Annotated in this window: 12 protein-coding genes and 1 pseudogene; 11 read left to right on the top strand and 2 right to left on the bottom strand. The window is 60.7% G+C overall.

Annotation, left to right across the window (positions count from 1 at the left end):
• Nucleotides 1-38: 38 nt before the first annotated feature.
• The 5 genes from J4E00_RS22255 (at nucleotide 39) to pruA (ending at nucleotide 8,787) form a co-directional block, all read left to right on the top strand.
• Nucleotides 39-4,094 (top strand): Ig-like domain-containing protein, encoded by a 4,056-nt coding sequence (locus J4E00_RS22255; protein WP_208177489.1) that lies wholly within the window; start codon nucleotides 39-41, stop codon nucleotides 4,092-4,094.
• A 77-nt stretch (nucleotides 4,095-4,171) separates the two neighbouring features.
• On the top strand, nucleotides 4,172-4,369 hold the full coding sequence (locus tag J4E00_RS22250) for a PID-CTERM protein-sorting domain-containing protein (protein WP_208177488.1): 198 nt from the start codon (nucleotides 4,172-4,174) through the stop codon (nucleotides 4,367-4,369).
• 151 nt (nucleotides 4,370-4,520) lie between these two features.
• Complete coding sequence (locus J4E00_RS22245; protein ID WP_208177487.1) at nucleotides 4,521-5,069, top strand: hypothetical protein; 549 nt, start codon at nucleotides 4,521-4,523, stop codon at nucleotides 5,067-5,069.
• A gap of 150 nt (nucleotides 5,070-5,219) precedes the next feature.
• Entirely contained in the window at nucleotides 5,220-6,554 is a 1,335-nt protein-coding gene (locus tag J4E00_RS22240; RefSeq protein WP_208177486.1) for a hypothetical protein, read from the top strand.
• Nucleotides 6,555-7,122: 568 nt separating this feature from the next.
• Nucleotides 7,123-8,787, top strand: coding sequence for an L-glutamate gamma-semialdehyde dehydrogenase (gene pruA, locus J4E00_RS22235; protein ID WP_208177485.1), 1,665 nt, complete (start codon nucleotides 7,123-7,125; stop codon nucleotides 8,785-8,787).
• Between the two features lie 125 nt (nucleotides 8,788-8,912).
• Here the strand turns inward: pruA and J4E00_RS22230 are convergent, their stop codons facing one another.
• Nucleotides 8,913-9,314 carry a two-component system response regulator gene (locus J4E00_RS22230; RefSeq protein ID WP_208177484.1) on the bottom strand — a complete coding sequence of 134 codons (402 nt, stop codon included), beginning with the start codon at nucleotides 9,312-9,314 and terminating at the stop codon, nucleotides 8,913-8,915.
• Complete coding sequence (locus J4E00_RS22225) at nucleotides 9,295-10,461, bottom strand: sensor histidine kinase (protein WP_208177483.1); 1,167 nt, start codon at nucleotides 10,459-10,461, stop codon at nucleotides 9,295-9,297. Before J4E00_RS22225 ends, J4E00_RS22230 begins: the two co-directional genes overlap by 20 nt.
• 278 nt (nucleotides 10,462-10,739) lie before the next feature.
• Between J4E00_RS22225 and J4E00_RS22220 the strand changes: the two are divergent.
• The 6 genes and pseudogenes from J4E00_RS22220 to nuoF all read left to right on the top strand — a co-directional run.
• Nucleotides 10,740-11,120, top strand: a pseudogene (locus J4E00_RS22220) (NADH-quinone oxidoreductase subunit A); the annotation flags it as partial.
• Between the two features lie 166 nt (nucleotides 11,121-11,286).
• Complete coding sequence (locus tag J4E00_RS22215; protein ID WP_213017978.1) at nucleotides 11,287-11,844, top strand: NADH-quinone oxidoreductase subunit B; 558 nt, start codon at nucleotides 11,287-11,289, stop codon at nucleotides 11,842-11,844.
• Nucleotides 11,845-11,953: 109 nt separating this feature from the next.
• A complete protein-coding gene (locus J4E00_RS22210) occupies nucleotides 11,954-12,511 on the top strand; it encodes an NADH-quinone oxidoreductase subunit C (RefSeq protein WP_208177481.1) in 558 nt (185 codons plus the stop codon).
• Between the two features lie 93 nt (nucleotides 12,512-12,604).
• Complete coding sequence (gene nuoD, locus J4E00_RS22205; RefSeq protein WP_236050053.1) at nucleotides 12,605-13,792, top strand: NADH dehydrogenase (quinone) subunit D; 1,188 nt, start codon at nucleotides 12,605-12,607, stop codon at nucleotides 13,790-13,792.
• 18 nt (nucleotides 13,793-13,810) lie between these two features.
• Nucleotides 13,811-14,383 carry a complex I 24 kDa subunit family protein gene (gene nuoE, locus J4E00_RS22200; RefSeq protein WP_208177479.1) on the top strand — a complete coding sequence of 191 codons (573 nt, stop codon included), beginning with the start codon at nucleotides 13,811-13,813 and terminating at the stop codon, nucleotides 14,381-14,383.
• Between the two features lie 30 nt (nucleotides 14,384-14,413).
• Nucleotides 14,414-15,754, top strand: a complete 1,341-nt coding sequence (gene nuoF, locus J4E00_RS22195) for an NADH-quinone oxidoreductase subunit NuoF (protein ID WP_208177478.1) — start codon at nucleotides 14,414-14,416, stop codon at nucleotides 15,752-15,754.
• Nucleotides 15,755-15,766 lie beyond the last annotated feature (12 nt).

The raw sequence follows: 15,766 nt of genomic DNA, 5'->3' as shown, positions 1-15,766 counted from the left end.
CCATTATCATCACTCTTTCATCTTATTTCCTTTTTCGTATGAGAAAAATAGACTCTCTGACTGCGCTGAGTAATGCGCTGCCACCGCCACGCGCCCGCTTCGGGAACTGGCATTTCGTGCTACTGCTGCTGGCTCTGCTGCTGGGCCTGGCTCGTCCCGGTCAAGCGCAGACCACCACGGTGTCGTCGGTGACGCGCCTAATCCCCTCGCCCACGGCCACGGCCCAAGTAAGGTACCGGGTGACGTTCGCTGGTGCCATTGCCGGTGTGACGACCAGCAACTTCGCTGCCACCGTCACGTCGGGGTCCATCAGCGGGGCTTCGATAAGCAGCGTGAGCGGCTCGAACACCACCTACACCGTGACGGTGAACACGGGCACCGGCGACGGCACCCTGCGCCTGGACGTCGTCAACGGCACGGGTATCTCGCCCACGCCAAGCAACGTGCCCTACACGGCCGGCGAGGTGTACACCATCACCAAGAGCTTCGCCGCTGCACCCCAGCTCACGATTGCGGGCACGGGCGGCACGGGCTCCGACGTGACGGCCTTCGTGGACCTGGTGCGGGTGCTGCAAAACGGCACGGGCACGGGGGTGAGCGGCGCCTTGCAGAACGGCAGCTTAGAACAGTACGACCCGCTGGCCAACGGCGACTACGGCTACCAGCCCACCAACGCGTTCTGGACCTTCAACGCCCAGTCCGGCATCGCCGAGGACGGCAGCGCCTTCACGCCCACCACGCCCATTCCCAACGGCATTGCTGTGGCCTTTGTGCAAAGCAACGGCGGGGGCAACGGCCAGCTCCAGCAAAACCTGGCCCTGCCCACGGGCAGCTACCAGGTCAGCTTCCAGGCCGCGCAGCGCCTGTGCTGCACCACGCTCGACCAGGCCCTGAACGTTTTCCTCAACGGCGTGTTCGTGGGCAACCTTCTGCCCGGCACCAACGGCTACACGACCTTCACCTCGGCCACCTTCAGCGTGACGGCCCCGGCCCTGACGGCGACGGTGAGCACTACCTCGGCCAGCCCCACCAGCACCACGCCTATCCCGTTCTCGGTGAGCTTCTCGCAGAGCGTGGGCACCACCTTCACGGCTTCGGACGTGACGGTAACGGGCGGTACGCTGAACAGCGCCAGCTTCGGCGGCGCGGGCAGCGGCCCCTACACCTTCACGGTAACGCCCAGCGGCACGGGCACGGTAACGGTGAGCCTGACCGCGGGCGTAGCCACCGATGCCAACAACACCGGCAACGCGGCCAGCAATGCGGTGAGCGTGCAGTACGCCCAGCCGGTGACAGCAGCCCCGGTGGTAATCGTGCCGGCTAACGGCAGCTTCGTGAGCACCCCCACCCCGACCTACGGCGGCACGGCCCCGGCCGGCAGCCTCATCCGCCTGTACGTCGACGGCCTGGTCCTGGCCAACACGACCACGGCCAACAGCGCCGGCAACTGGGCCATCACCCAGCCCACGGCCCTGACCCAGGGCTCGCACACGGTCTACGCCACGGCCCAGAGCAGCGGCAACGCCGTGAGCGCCAACTCGGCCACCAACACCTTCACCGTGGACTCGGTGCGGCCTTCGGTGGCTATTTCCTCGACCACGGCCGCCAGCGGCAGCAGCACGAACACGACGCCCTTCGCTTTCACCGTGACCTTCTCGGAAAACGTGACGGGCTTCGTGGCCGGCGACGTGAGCGTGAACAACGGCACGCTCACGGGCTTCACCCGCGTGTCGGGCGCGGTCTACACCTTCAGCGTGACGCCCACCACGGCCGGCATCGCCACCACGGTGAACATCCCCGCCAACGTGGCCCAGGACCAGGCCGGCAACGGCAACACCGCCGCCGCTTCGGCCTATTCGCTGACCTTCCAGGTGCCTACCATCACGGTGGCCCCGGCCACGCTGCCCAACGGCACGCAGGCCACGGCCTATAGCCAGACCCTCACGGCCTCGGGTGGCACGGCGCCCTATACCTTCGCCATCACAGCCGGCGCGCTGCCGGCGGGCCTGAGCCTGACCACGGCCGGCACGCTCTCGGGTACGCCCACAGGCAACGGCACGTTCACCTTCACGGTGACGGCCACCGACGCCTCGGCCGCGTCGGGCCCATTCAGCGGTTCGCGCGCCTACACGCTCACCATCGCGGCCCCGGTCGTGACGGCGGTGACGTGGAACGGCACCACCAGCACCAACTGGTTTGACGCCACCAACTGGACGCCCAACCAGGTACCCGACGCGACGATTGACGTGACCATCCCTAATTCGACCATCCGCTTCCCATTTATCGTAGCCAACTCGCCGGCCAACGCCCGCAACCTGAGCATTGCCGCCAACGCCTCGCTGACGATGACCACCAACACGCTCATCCTCGCGGCCAACCTGACCAATAATGGCAGCTTCAATGGCTTCTCGGGCAGCAACGGCGGCACGCTCGTGATGGGCGGCAGCGCCCTGGGCCAGGTCAACGGCAGCGGCGTCAACCGTTTCTGGAGCCTGACCGTGGGCCCCAATGGGGTGCAGCTCAACAATTCGAACGTGACTTCGGTGCGGCGTGTGCTCGCGCTCAACGGCAACTTCACGACCAACGGCAACCCCTTCACCCTGATTTCGGATGCGGCGGGTACGGCCATGGTGGTCAACAACGGCGGGGCCGTGGTGAACGGCAACACCACCGTGCAGCGCTACATCGACCCGAGCCTGAACCCCAACCTGGGCTACCGCCACGTGAGCCCGGCCATCAGCAGTGCCACGGTGAACAGCCTGGCCACGAGCGGCTTCTCGCCGGTGGTGAACCCGGCCTACAACACCTCGCCTACGCCGCTGCTCGTGCCCACCTTCCCCACGGTGTATGGCTACGACCAGGCCCGCTTGGCCAGCACCGCCAACAACCTGAACGCCTTCGACAAGGGCTGGTTCTCGCCCAACGCGGCGACCGACCCGCTGGCCGTGGGCCAGGGCTACACCGTGCTGATTAACGGCGGGCAGACCTGGAACTTCACCGGCGCGCTCAACAACGGCACCCGCACGCTGAGCCTGGCCCGCAACAGCGGCACCACGGCCCCCGACGCGGGCTACGCCCTCATCGGCAACCCCTACCCGTCGCCGCTGGACTGGAGCCAGACCTCCTCCCAGAGCGACGCCACGCAGAACGGCTTGGTGAACGTGGACCCGACCATGTACGTGTACCAGAGCAACGACCCGTCCAACCCCTACACCGGCGTCTATAACTTCTACAACAACGGCATCGGCACCACCAGCCCCGTGGTGGCGCAGGGCCAGGGCTTCTTCGTGCGGGTGAGCGACGGGCAGACGGCCGGTTCGGTGACCTTCAAGAACAGCCACCGCCCCACCAGCTACCAGCCCACCACCTACCGGCGCACCACCGAAACCCGCCCGTTGGTGGAGCTGCACCTGCAAGGCGCGGGCAGCACCCTGACCGACGCGGCCTTCGTGTACTTTGAGCAAGGCGCCAGCGACCGCTTCGAAGCGCAGTTTGACACCGAGAAGCTGCCCAACCCCTCGGGCCTGAACCTGAGCACCAGCCTAAGCGCTACCCAGCGCCTGGCCATCGACGGTCGCGCGCCGCTGGGCACCGCTCAGCGCGTCGTGCCCCTGACCGTGGGCGTGCCCGCAGTAGGCAGCTACACGCTTAGCGCGGCCCAGCTGCTGAACCTGGGCACCACGCCGGTGTACCTGCGCGACCTGCAAAGCGGCGCCGTGATTGACCTGCGCACTCAGCCCAACTACAGCTTCACGGTAAGCAACGCTTCGGCGCTCCTCACTGGCCGCTTCGAGCTGTTGTTCTCGCCCCAGGCCCCGCTGGCCACGGCCCCGGCCGCGCTGGCTGCCCAAGTGGGACTCTACCCCAACCCGGCCACTACCACGGCCTTCGTGGAGTTGCCGGCGGCCCTGGGCCGTACGGCAGTAGCAGCCGAGTTGGTTGATGCCTTGGGCCGCACGGTACGGACGCAGTCGCTGCCCGCCCAGGGCGCCACGGCCCACCGTCTGAGCCTGGTCGACCTGGCTACGGGCGTCTACACCTTGCACCTGAAAACCAGTGCCGGCGTCATTGTCAAGAAGCTGGTGGTGGAATAACGCTACGCCACAACGGAGCCGCTCGTTTCAAACGGGCGGCTCCCAAGGGCCTTTCTCATGCTTAAATTCTCGAAACGATGTTTAAATACTTTATTTTCAGCGCAGCGCTGCTCCTGGCTTTGGGAGCCCGTGCGCAACCAGGCAGCGGTGGTCCGGGCCCCGGCACACCCGTTACCCCCGCGACCGACGTACCGCTCGACGGCGGTGCCTCCCTGCTGCTGGCTGGCGGGGTAGCTTACGGCCTGCGGCGCTTGCGCCAGCAACGGCAACGGTAGCCGCGTGCCTGGCTTCGCGCCGGGTTAATCAGCGGCTCCTCTTTTTAATGCCAAGCGTCTCACTGCCTGCCCGGGCGGTGAGACGTTTTGCGTTTGGACCAGTGCCAACCCACACGGCCTACTTTTGCACCTTAGCTCCTAAGCACTACCCATGATTCACCTCATTGGCCTCTCTGGCCGCCGGGGCAGCGGCAAAGACACCGTGGCCCGCATCCTGCAAGAGCTTCAGCCCGAGCGCCAGTGGCAGATTCGGTCTTTTGGCGATTCCATCAAATCCGTGTGCGCTGCCCTCACGGGCGAGGCCGTGGCACCTTATTATACCCAAGCTGGCAAGGCTGAGCTGGTGCCTACTTTTCACCGTACGCGGGGCGAAATGCTGCAGCAAGTGGGCCAGGCCCTGCGCGAATGGGAGCCGCTGGTGTGGGTCGATGCCTTCTTTGCCGCTCTGCCGAGTGATGCCTTCGTGCTGGTGCCCGACGTCCGTTTCGCTAATGAGGCTGACCCCATCCGGGCCCGCGGCGGCCTGATGCTGCGCGTGGAAGGCGACCCGCTGCACCAGCGCGGCGACGGTACCCGCGATGACAACCACCCCAGCGAAATTGCCATGGACGACTATCCTTGCTTCGACGCCATGCTACACAACACCGGCACCCTCGCCGACCTCACCCAACAGGTACAGGAACTGCTAAAGCGGCTGTAACGCGAACTTTTAGTTCGCGTCTCCACGCCGTTTGGTCACCGCAAGCTGGAAACGGAACTGAGTAGCTTCCAAGCCAACCGGCTGGCCCTACCCCGCTGTTGTCGGCAGCACTGGCCGTGTGGTAACTTGCCTTACTTCCCGGTCCTGCGCGTGCCTGCCTCTCCCAATTCCCGATTTCTGATGGCGGCCATGGTGCTGCTGCTGTTGTTTGTTGCTGCCTACGAAGCCGCCGTCCGGTGGCCCGGCCAGCCGGTGCTGGCCGCCCAGCCGCCCAACCCAGCGGCCCCTCCCGACTCAACGACCGTGAGCGAGCCTTCGCTGACGGCGCTGGCCTCGCCCGCTCCCACAACCCCGCCCGTGCAAACCGAGCATGCGCCGCAACGCACCCCGCGTCCGGTGTTTACACGCGGTAACTGGTGGGCGCGGCGGCCCCGGCTGCTGCACCGTTACGTGGGCACGGTAGGCGGGCAACCTGCTACCGCCCTGCTCGAATGGCAAAACCCCGATTCGGTTTCGGGCAGCTTCTACCTGCACCGCCGAGGGCCGGGATACCGCCTAAGCACTCCGCTTCCGCCCGCCCAGCACCCCGTTCAGCGGCGGGGGTGGGTGCTGGCAGTGGATGCATATGGCTGGAGCGGCAGTTCGAGCGAGTGGCGGCTGCACGGCAAGCCAGGCGCTACCCTTACGGGCACCTGGCGCGGCGGCCCCACAGGCCGGTTCCAACCTGTGATGCTGCGCGAAGACTATACCAACGGCGTGCGCCTAGCCATTCAGACTTGGTGGGTCCACGGCAATTACACCATTACCGACGCACATGGCCGGCGCTATAGCGCCGTACCAGTGGTGCGATACGAGTTCATGCACCTGCCCGACCCGGCGAGCGTGCCCCCGGCCCTGCGCCCGATACTATCGCCCGGGCCGGCCGGCCGCCGCGGGCTCCTGCTCGAAGGAGGCGACGGCGACTGCATCACCGACCAGAAGCTGAGCGTGCAGCTCAACGACTTCGGCCTATTCAGCTATTCCTACGAGGAGTATTGCAGCATCATCGGTGGCGCGGCCGACGAGCGGTACCGCTACGCCCTGCTCGACCTGCGGGCCGGACGCTGGCTAACGCCCATGAGCCAGCTCATTCCCGACTATCAAGCCGGCCTGGCCCGCCTGCTGGCCCACCACCTGCTATACGACGATGAGTACTGGCTCATTCGCCACGACAGTACCTGGCGGCGGCAGCTCACTCCCTACCTCCGCACCCGGCCCGATACGCTGGCGGCTACCACACGCTGGTTGCTAGCCAACACCCCCGTCTCGGTCGGGAAAAGTCTGCTGACCGGGACCGGGCTGGAAATAGCCGACTGGCGGGGCAATTACATTCAGGCCTTTCCCCGCGAAACGTTTACTTGGTTTATTCCCTACGCCGAGTTGCGCCCATTGGTGCGTCCCGGCACCCCGCTGGCCCGCATGCTGCGGGCGCGGGGCCTGTGGTAGCGCCCCTCACTAACAGAAGCTGTACAGGTGCAGGCAGCAGAAGTAAAATGCTTGAAGGCACTTCGCAGTTGCATCCTGATTTCGTGATTGCAAAGGGCCGCTGCACGAGGTTTCCCACTCTCAGGCTTTCTTAGGCGGCAAGACCGTAAGGCGCCGACGCACCCCTGGAAGCTGTTGGAACAGCATTCGGCTAACACAAATACAGAACGCCAATGCTTCGACATCTGCCAACACCGCTTCAACGCCTACCCACATCGATTCAACGATTCCTGGCATCGCTGGAACCCCTCCCGGCTCCACTTAAACAGGTCCCGGCCTCACTGAAACCCTTCCTGACATTGATAAAATCCTTCCCGGCATCAATCCAACCCCTACTGGCAGCGCTAAGACGCTTGCCGACATCGTTCCAACCCCTCCCGTCATCGGTTCAACCCTTGCCGGCATCGGCTCAACACCTGTCGACATTAATTCAATACCCACCACCTGTCCCCTAACGACCCGAGACAGTCCCTCCCTAACCTTGCTTTACCTTTGCCCACCTGAATCCAGTAACCTAACCCGCCCCCTCATGGCCAACGGCTTTTTCAACGTCCCCGTCCCCATCAACGAACCCGTCAAGGGCTACGCGCCCGGCTCCAAAGAGCGTCTGGAATTGCAACAGCAGCTCAAAAGCCTCCATGGTCTGGAGCTGGATATTCCGATGCACATCGGCGGGCAGGAAGTGCGCACCGGTGACCTCAAGCGCATCAGCCCGCCCCACGACCACCAGCGCACCATCGGGCACTTCCACTACGGCACTGCCAGCCACGTAAACCAGGCCATTGAGGCCGCCCTGACCGCCCGCTCTGCTTGGGCTGATATGCCCTGGGAGCACCGTGCTGCTGTCTTCCTCAAAGCCGCCGACCTGCTCGCTGGCCCCTACCGCGCCCGCCTCAACGCGGCCACTATGTTGGCCCAGAGCAAAAATGCTTTCCAGGCCGAAATCGACGCTGCCTGCGAGCTCATCGACTTCTTCCGCTTCAACGTGCACTACATGCGCCAGGTGTACGAGCAGCAGCCCGAGAGCCTGCCCGGCATGTGGAACCGCCTCGAGCAGCGTCCCCTCGAAGGCTTCGTCTTCGCCCTCACGCCCTTCAACTTCACCTCCATTGCCGCCAACCTGCCTGCCTCCGTGGCCATGATGGGCAACGTGGTGGTCTGGAAACCGGCCGACACCCAAGTCTACTCCGCCCAAGTGCTGATGGAGCTGTTCAAGGAAGCTGGCGTGCCCGATGGCGTTATCAACCTCGTCTACGCCGACGGCCCCGTGGTGGGCGACGTCGTGTTCAAGCACCGCGACTTTGCTGGCATTCACTTCACCGGCTCTACCAAAGTCTTCCAAACCATCTGGCAGGAAATCGGCCAGAACATTGCCACCTACAAGTCCTACCCCCGCATCGTGGGCGAAACCGGCGGCAAAGACTTCATCCTTGCCCACCCCTCGGCCCACGCCAAAGCCGTGGCCGTGGGCATCAGCCGGGGCGCCTTCGAGTACCAGGGTCAGAAATGCTCCGCCGCCTCGCGCATCTACCTCCCCAGCAACCTCGCCGATGAAATCCTCGGCTACGTGAAAGAAGACCTCGCCTCCTTCAAAATGGGCGACGTTGAAGATTTCGGTAACTTCATCAACGCCGTCATCAGCGAAGTCTCCTTCGATAAGCTCGCCAAATACATCGACAGCGCCAAAGCCGACCCCAACGTCGAAATCATCGCCGGCGGCGGTTATGACAAGTCGAAAGGTTATTTCATCGAGCCCACCGTCATCCTGGCCAAAGACCCGAAATATGTGACGATGTGCGAGGAGTTGTTCGGCCCTGTTGTCACAGTGCATGTTTACGATGCCGACAAGTTCGAAGAAGTCCTGGACCTCGTCGATACCACCTCGCCCTATGCCCTCACCGGCGCCATCTTCGCTCAGGACCGGTACGCCATCGACCTGGCCTCGAAGAAGCTGGTGCACGCCGCTGGCAATTTCTACATCAACGACAAGCCCACCGGCGCCGTGGTGGGCCAGCAGCCCTTCGGCGGTGCCCGCGCCTCCGGCACCAACGACAAGGCCGGCTCCATCCTCAACCTGCTGCGCTGGGTATCGCCCCGTACCATCAAAGAAACCTTCGTCCCCGTCACCGACTACCGCTACCCCTTCCTCGGTGCCGCCCCCGCCGAAGATTTGAACCGCGACAAGGGACTGTAGTCGACCCCGTTTAGTTAATAAAAATCCCCGCACTTCGACAGTGCGGGGATTTTTTAATTATTGTGGTTACCTCGAACAGTACTGATAACATTGCCCCTGCGTGCTGCAATCAGCGCCGGAGTTAATCAGGCGGATGCTGGCCCATCCTCCAGCCGCGACTGGATGGCCCGGATTTCTTCACTGTCTAATGGCTTATGAATCAAACCTGCCACCAAGTCGTAATGCTTCGACTTTTCCAGGTCTGCCAGCGCCAGTGACGATGTGAGGATGTAAATGGCGCAGTTGCCGCGCAGCTTTTCCTCGTAGGGGGCCAAGGCGTCCAGGAATTGCCAGCCGTCCATTTCGGGCATGTTCAGGTCGAGAAATACTACGTGGGGCACCACTGTTTCCCGTTCTTTCACTAGTTTGGCCAGCGCCTCTTTAGCCGATTGGAACGTGCAGATGGAGTTCGAGAAGCCTTCGGCCCGCAACAGCTGCTCGGTGAGGTAGATGGCGAGGTAGTCATCGTCAATGAGATAGGTTTCCATCCGCACGAGCCTTGAAGTGGAGAATAAATTCGGTGCCTTCGTTTACGTGGCTTCGTACGGAAATTTTCCCACCCATGGCTTCCACATGCGCTTTCACCAGGTACAGCCCGATACCTCGCCCCGGCTCGCCGGGATGGAATCGCTGATAGAGTTGAAAAATATCCTTGCTCACTTTCTGCTGGTCGAAGCCCGAGCCATTGTCGCGCACCACCACGGTGACGGCGTCCGACTCCATTCGGCTCTCAATGTCGATACGTAACGGACGAGCATCCGACCGGTACTTAATGGCATTGGAAATCAAATTGTGGAAAATGCTATGAAAGTAGGCGCGGCTGCCCGGCACACGCAGGGCAGTTGGAATGGCATTGCGCAGTTGCCCACCGCAAGCCTGCAACGCCTCCTGCAAGCCAGACAAGGCCTGCTGGCACACTTCCGCTACGGCCACGGGCTCGGACCGGTAGCCGTCCTTCAGGTCCCGCATCGAGAGAATGTCGTTGACGTCGGTCATTATCTGGTCAAGCTGCCGGAGGCTGGTTCCCAGGTGCTGCAAAGACATCTTGAATGCCTCAGAATCGCTATCCAAGCGGGGAAGCAGGTCGGCAAACCCCAACGCATTGGCAAGTGGGGCCCGTAGGTTGTGCGATACAATGTAAGTAAACTGTTGCAGGTCCGAATTTTGCCGTATCAGCTTTTCCGTCAGCAATTGCTGGCGTACTTCCGCCTGCTTTTCCTTAGTCAGGTCGTGCACCACTCCCACAAGTTGGCGGCAGTGCCCGATTTCGTCACACACGGGCGTCACACTCACTTCTCCGACCACTTGGCCCGTTGGGTAATCAGACGTTTCCTGCCACACCACGCGTTGCAGCGTCGTCACCGCCTCGTTGTATTTTGTTAGCACTAAGCTGAGCGACGGCTCGGGGATGATATCTTCCACATAGTTGCCCTCCACCTTATCAACCGGCAAACCCGTCGTTTTTTCAAAAGCTTTATTGACAAAAAGGAACCGGTAGCGGCCGTCATCTTCCACATTCAGCAGAAAGGTCACATCCGCAACGGTATTAAAGAAAACCGAGAGTTGATGCTCCCGCTCCACTAAAGCCGTGATGGCAGCATTTGAGCCAGCAGAAAAATATTCGGAAGCCCCCATAATGAAAGTTGATTGGCCACAGCCGCTGTGGTGCGTTGATTCGACACGAAAAGCTGCCAAAGCCCGCTATTTACAACCGAAAGAAAGCACATTCAATCCAAATAAAACCTAGTTCGGTTCTAAATACCGACTGCTAACCAATAGTCAACCTGTTTAACCTGCGGCGCAACTTCCCCCAGTTGCAAACGGTTACCAACTCAACATTGCGCCCCAAGCCCGTGGGCGCTACCTTTGCCCTTCAGCGCCCGTGAGGCCTGTTTGCTATATAATTGACCACTATGTACCTAGCCCTGCCGGCTGCCAATTATCAGCCCTCCGATTACCTCCCGATTATCATTCAATTTGGTCTGGCCCTGGCTTTTGTGGCCTTCGCCATGGTGGTTTCGCACCTTGTGGGCCCCAAGCGTACCAGCCAGGTTAAGAACGAAGCCTTCGAGTGCGGCATCGAGTCTGTGGGCAACGCCCGCACTCCCATCTCGGTGAAATACTTCCTCACGGCCATCGTATTTGTGCTGTTCGATGTGGAGGTTATTTTCATGTATCCCTGGGCTGTGAACTTCCGCGCGCTCGGCCGGGCCGGCTTCATCGAGATGATTCTGTTTATGGCCCTGCTGCTGGCCGGCTTCTTCTACATCATCAAAAAAGGCATTTTACGCTGGAACGAAGAGCCCGCGCAGCAAACTTTCGCCGCCGCGCCGGTGTTGGAAAATCGGCCCGCTCAAGTAGCGAAAGCCGCCTAATTATTAATGGTCAGTGGTGAATGGCTAGCAACGAATACAGCTAGTAATTAACCTCTAATCATTAACCGTTAACCACTGATTCAACATGGCTGATAACCGAGTTCCTGAAATAAAAACCGTCGAAGCGCCTGAGGGCATCGAAGGCGCTGGCTTCTTTGCAACCTCGCTGGAGAAGGTAGTGGGCATGGCCCGTGCCAACTCCCTCTGGCCGCTGCCTTTTGCCACGTCTTGCTGCGGCATCGAGTTCATGGCCACCATGGGCTCACACTACGATATCTCCCGCTTCGGTTCCGAGCGTCCCAGCTTCTCGCCCCGCCAAGCTGATTTGCTGATGGTGATGGGTACCATCGCCAAGAAAATGGCCCCCATCGTGAAACAAGTGTACGAGCAAATGGCTGAGCCCCGCTGGGTGCTGGCCATGGGTGCCTGCGCCTGTTCGGGCGGCATTTTCGATTCTTACTCCGTGCTGCAAGGCATCGACCGCATTATCCCGGTTGATGTGTACGTGCCCGGCTGCCCGCCCCGCCCCGAGCAAGTACTCGACGGCCTCATGCGCGTGCAGGACCTGGCTCGTAGCGAATCTTTCCGCCGCCGCAACGCTCCTGAATACCAGGAACTGCTGGCATCTTACAACATAAAGTAAACCAGCTGTTAGCCCCTAGCTGTTAGCTGTTGGCTTTTTTGAGCAAACAGATTTCTGGTGAACATAAAAAGCTAACAGTTAGCAGTAAAAAGCTAATAGCTACGACGAAATGACTCCTCAAGATGCCGCCGCGCCCGAAGCGCCCGTTGCCGAAGACCCAATAAAGGCCCAGAACGCGCAGGTGCTGGCGTTGCTCACCCGCCTGTTTGGCGAGGGCACCTTCACCAACGTGAATGAGCCCTACGGTTTGCTGACCGCCACCACCACCCGGGAACGCATCCACGAAATTGTTGCCGGTCTGCAGCAGGACCAAGAATTGAAGTTTCACTTCCTGACCACGATGTGCGGCATCAACTACCCCGAAAACCCGGGCCAGGAGTTGGGCATGATTTACCACTTGCACAGCATGACGAAGAACATCCGGCTACGCCTGAAAATATTCTTCCCCATTGCCGACCCGGTGGTGCCCACCCTGACTGACCTCTACAACACGGCTAACTGGATGGAGCGCGAAGCCTACGATTTCTTCGGCATCATCTTCACCGGCCACCCCAATCTCATCCGCATCCTCAACGTGGAGGATATGGATTACCACCCGATGCGCCGCGAATATCCCGTGGAAGACGGTACCCGCGAAGACAAAACCGACCTGTTTTTCGGCCGCTAGGCCCCTGATTATTACATCATGGCAGTAAACGACACGCTGGAAGGCACCCACAAGATTCACGAAGAGGCCGCCGCCCAGCGCCCCGGCCAGTTGATGCCCATTCTCAACGACTTCAGCCAAGAACTGACGACGCTGAACCTGGGCCCCACGCACCCCGCCACCCACGGTATTTTCCAGAACATCCTGCAAATGGATGGTGAGCGCATCGTGTCCGGTGTGCCTACCATTGGCTACATCCACCGCGCTTTTGAGAAGCTGGCCGAGCGCAAGCCGTTCTACCAGATTACCACCCTCACCGACCGGATGAACTACTGTTCGTCGCCCATCAACAACCTGGGCTGGCACATGACGGTGGAAAAGCTACTCGGCGTGACCGTACCAAAACGTGCGCAGTACATCCGTGTGATTATGATGGAGTTGGCTCGCATTGCCGACCACCTCATCTGTAACTCGATTCTGGGCGTAGACACTGGAGCTTTCACTGGCTTTCTTTACGTGTTCCAGGAGCGCGAGAAGATTTACGAAATTTATGAGGAGGTGTGCGGCGCCCGCCTCACCACCAACATGGGCCGCGTGGGCGGCATGGAGCGCGACCTTTCCCCGGCTGCACTCGACAAGCTCCGTGCCTGGCTGAAAAGCTTCCCGGCGGTGATGAAGGAGTTCGAGAACATGTTTAACCGCAATCGCATTTTCATGGACCGCGTGGTGAACGTGGGCCCGATTTCGGCGGAAAAGGCATTGAGCTATGGCTTCACTGGACCCAACCTGCGGGCCGCCGGCGTCGACTACGACGTGCGCGCCATGAACCCATATTCAAGCTACGAAGACTTCGAGTTCGACATTCCAGTGGGCACCAACGGCGACACCTACGACCGGTTCATCGTGCGCAACGAGGAAATCTGGCAGAGCCTGCGCATCATCAACCAGGCCCTCGACAAGCTGCCCGACGGTCCTTACCACGCCGATGCCCCGCACTACTACCTGCCCACCAAGCCGGAAGTGTACAAGAACATGGAGGCGCTGATTTACCACTTTAAAATCGTGATGGGCGAGATTGATGCGCCCGTCGGCGAGGTCTATCACTCCGTGGAAGGTGGCAACGGCGAGTTGGGTTTCTACCTTATTTCGGACGGTGGTCGCACGCCTTACCGCCTGCATTTCCGCCGGCCGTGCTTCATCTATTACCAGGCTTATCCCGAAATGGCCGTGGGCACGACGCTGTCGGATGCCATTGTCATTCTCTCGTCCATGAACGTCATCGCTGGCGAATTGGACGCTTAGTTTTTGCTGAATCTGATTATGGAGCCGACCACCGCGCCCACCAAACCGCAATTTTCTCCCGCTGCCCAGGCGGAAATCAAACGCCTGCTTACGCACTATCCCGAGGAGCGGAGCAAGTCGGCTCTGCTGCCGATTCTGCACATCGCGCAAGCCGAATTTGGTGGCTGGGTGAGCCCCGAAGTGCAGGATTTGGTAGCTGAAACCCTTGGTATCAAGCCAATTGAAGTATACGAGGTATCATCCTTCTATACCCAATACAACCTGAATCCGGTAGGCAAGCACGTACTGGAAATCTGCCGCACTGGCCCTTGCATGCTGCGCGGCTCCGACGAGTTGACCGAACACCTAGAGCGCATCACCGGCGCCAAAATCGGTGGCACTTCTCCCGATGGCACCTTCACGCTGAAAGAAGTGGAGTGCTTGGCCGCCTGCGGCTTTGCTCCCATCGTGCAGGTCCGCGAGAAATACTATGAGCAGCTCGATACACCTGAAGCAGTAGATGCGATGCTGAATGAGTTGCGGAGTCTGGTGCATCGCCCTATCCTTCCTTGGGAAGAAACAGGCTTGCCAAACTCGTTGAAGAATTACTAAAAGCTGGCCATCAGCACAACGCTTACCACTATGGGCCGCAAGCTATTAACTGAACATATCAACGTCGAGGGTATCAATACCTTCGAAGTGTACCGCAAGCACGGCGGCTACCGCTCCGTGGAAAAGGCGCTCAAAACCATGACGCCCGACGAAGTGGTGGAAGAAGTGAAGAAGTCGGGCCTACGTGGCCGCGGCGGCGCGGGCTTCCCCACAGGCATGAAGTGGAGCTTCTTAGCCAAGCCGGAGGGCGTGCCGCGCTACCTCGTCTGCAACGCCGACGAATCGGAACCTGGCACCTTTAAGGACCGTCAGTTGATGTCGAAACTGCCCCACCTGCTCATCGAGGGCATGATTACGGGCAGCTACGCATTGGGGGCGCGCACCAGCTACATCTACATCCGCGGCGAGTTGTTGTATGTGCTGCGCATTCTGGAAAAAGCCATTGCTGAAGCCTACGCGGCCGGTTTCCTCGGTGAAAACATCCTCGGTTCGGGTTACTCGCTCGATTTGCATGTGCACCCCGGTGCCGGCGCCTACATCTGCGGCGAGGAAACTGCGCTGTTGGAATCCCTCGAAGGCAAGCGGGGCAACCCGCGCAACAAGCCGCCATTCCCGGCAGTGCAGGGCCTCTACGCCCGCCCCACGGTGGTAAACAACGTGGAAACCATTGCCGCGGTAGTTCCCATTATTAACGAAGGCGGTGACGAATACGCTAAGCTTGGTGTAGGCAAAAGCACCGGTACCAAGCTAATTTCGGCTTGTGGTCATTTAAATAAGCCGGGCATCTACGAAATCGAATTGGGTGTGCCGGTAGAGGAGTTCATCTATTCGGATGAGTACTGCGGCGGCATCTGGAAAGGGCGCGACCTGAAAGCAGTTGTAGCCGGTGGTTCATCCGTGCCGATTCTGCCCAAAGAGCTCATCCTGAAAAACGTGGCCGGCGAAAACCGCTTAATGACCTATGAGTCGTTGAGCGACGGGGGGTTTGTAACGGGTACCATGTTGGGCTCGGGCGGCTTCATTGCGATGGACGAAACGACGTGCATCGTGAAGAATACCTGGAACTTCTCGCGCTTTTATCACCACGAGTCGTGCGGGCAATGCTCGCCCTGCCGCGAGGGAACTGGCTGGATGGAAAAAGTACTGCACCGGCTGGAGCACGGCCACGGCTCGATGCACGACATAGACCTGCTAGTGAGCGTGGCCAAGCAGATTGAAGGCAATACCATCTGCCCGCTCGGCGAAGCTGCGGCGTGGCCGGTAGCGGCTGCCGTACGCCACTTCCGCCACGAGTTTGAGTGGCACGTAACGAATCCCAAAGAGGCTACGGCACCCGGAGCGGCATATCGTGGTAAGGCTGTACTGGCTTAATGCCCGTCATGC

This window comes from Hymenobacter negativus (assembly GCF_017571495.1).
Classification (GTDB): Bacteria; Bacteroidota; Bacteroidia; order Cytophagales; family Hymenobacteraceae; genus Hymenobacter; species Hymenobacter negativus.
This window is presented reverse-complemented; position numbering and strand designations above follow the sequence as displayed.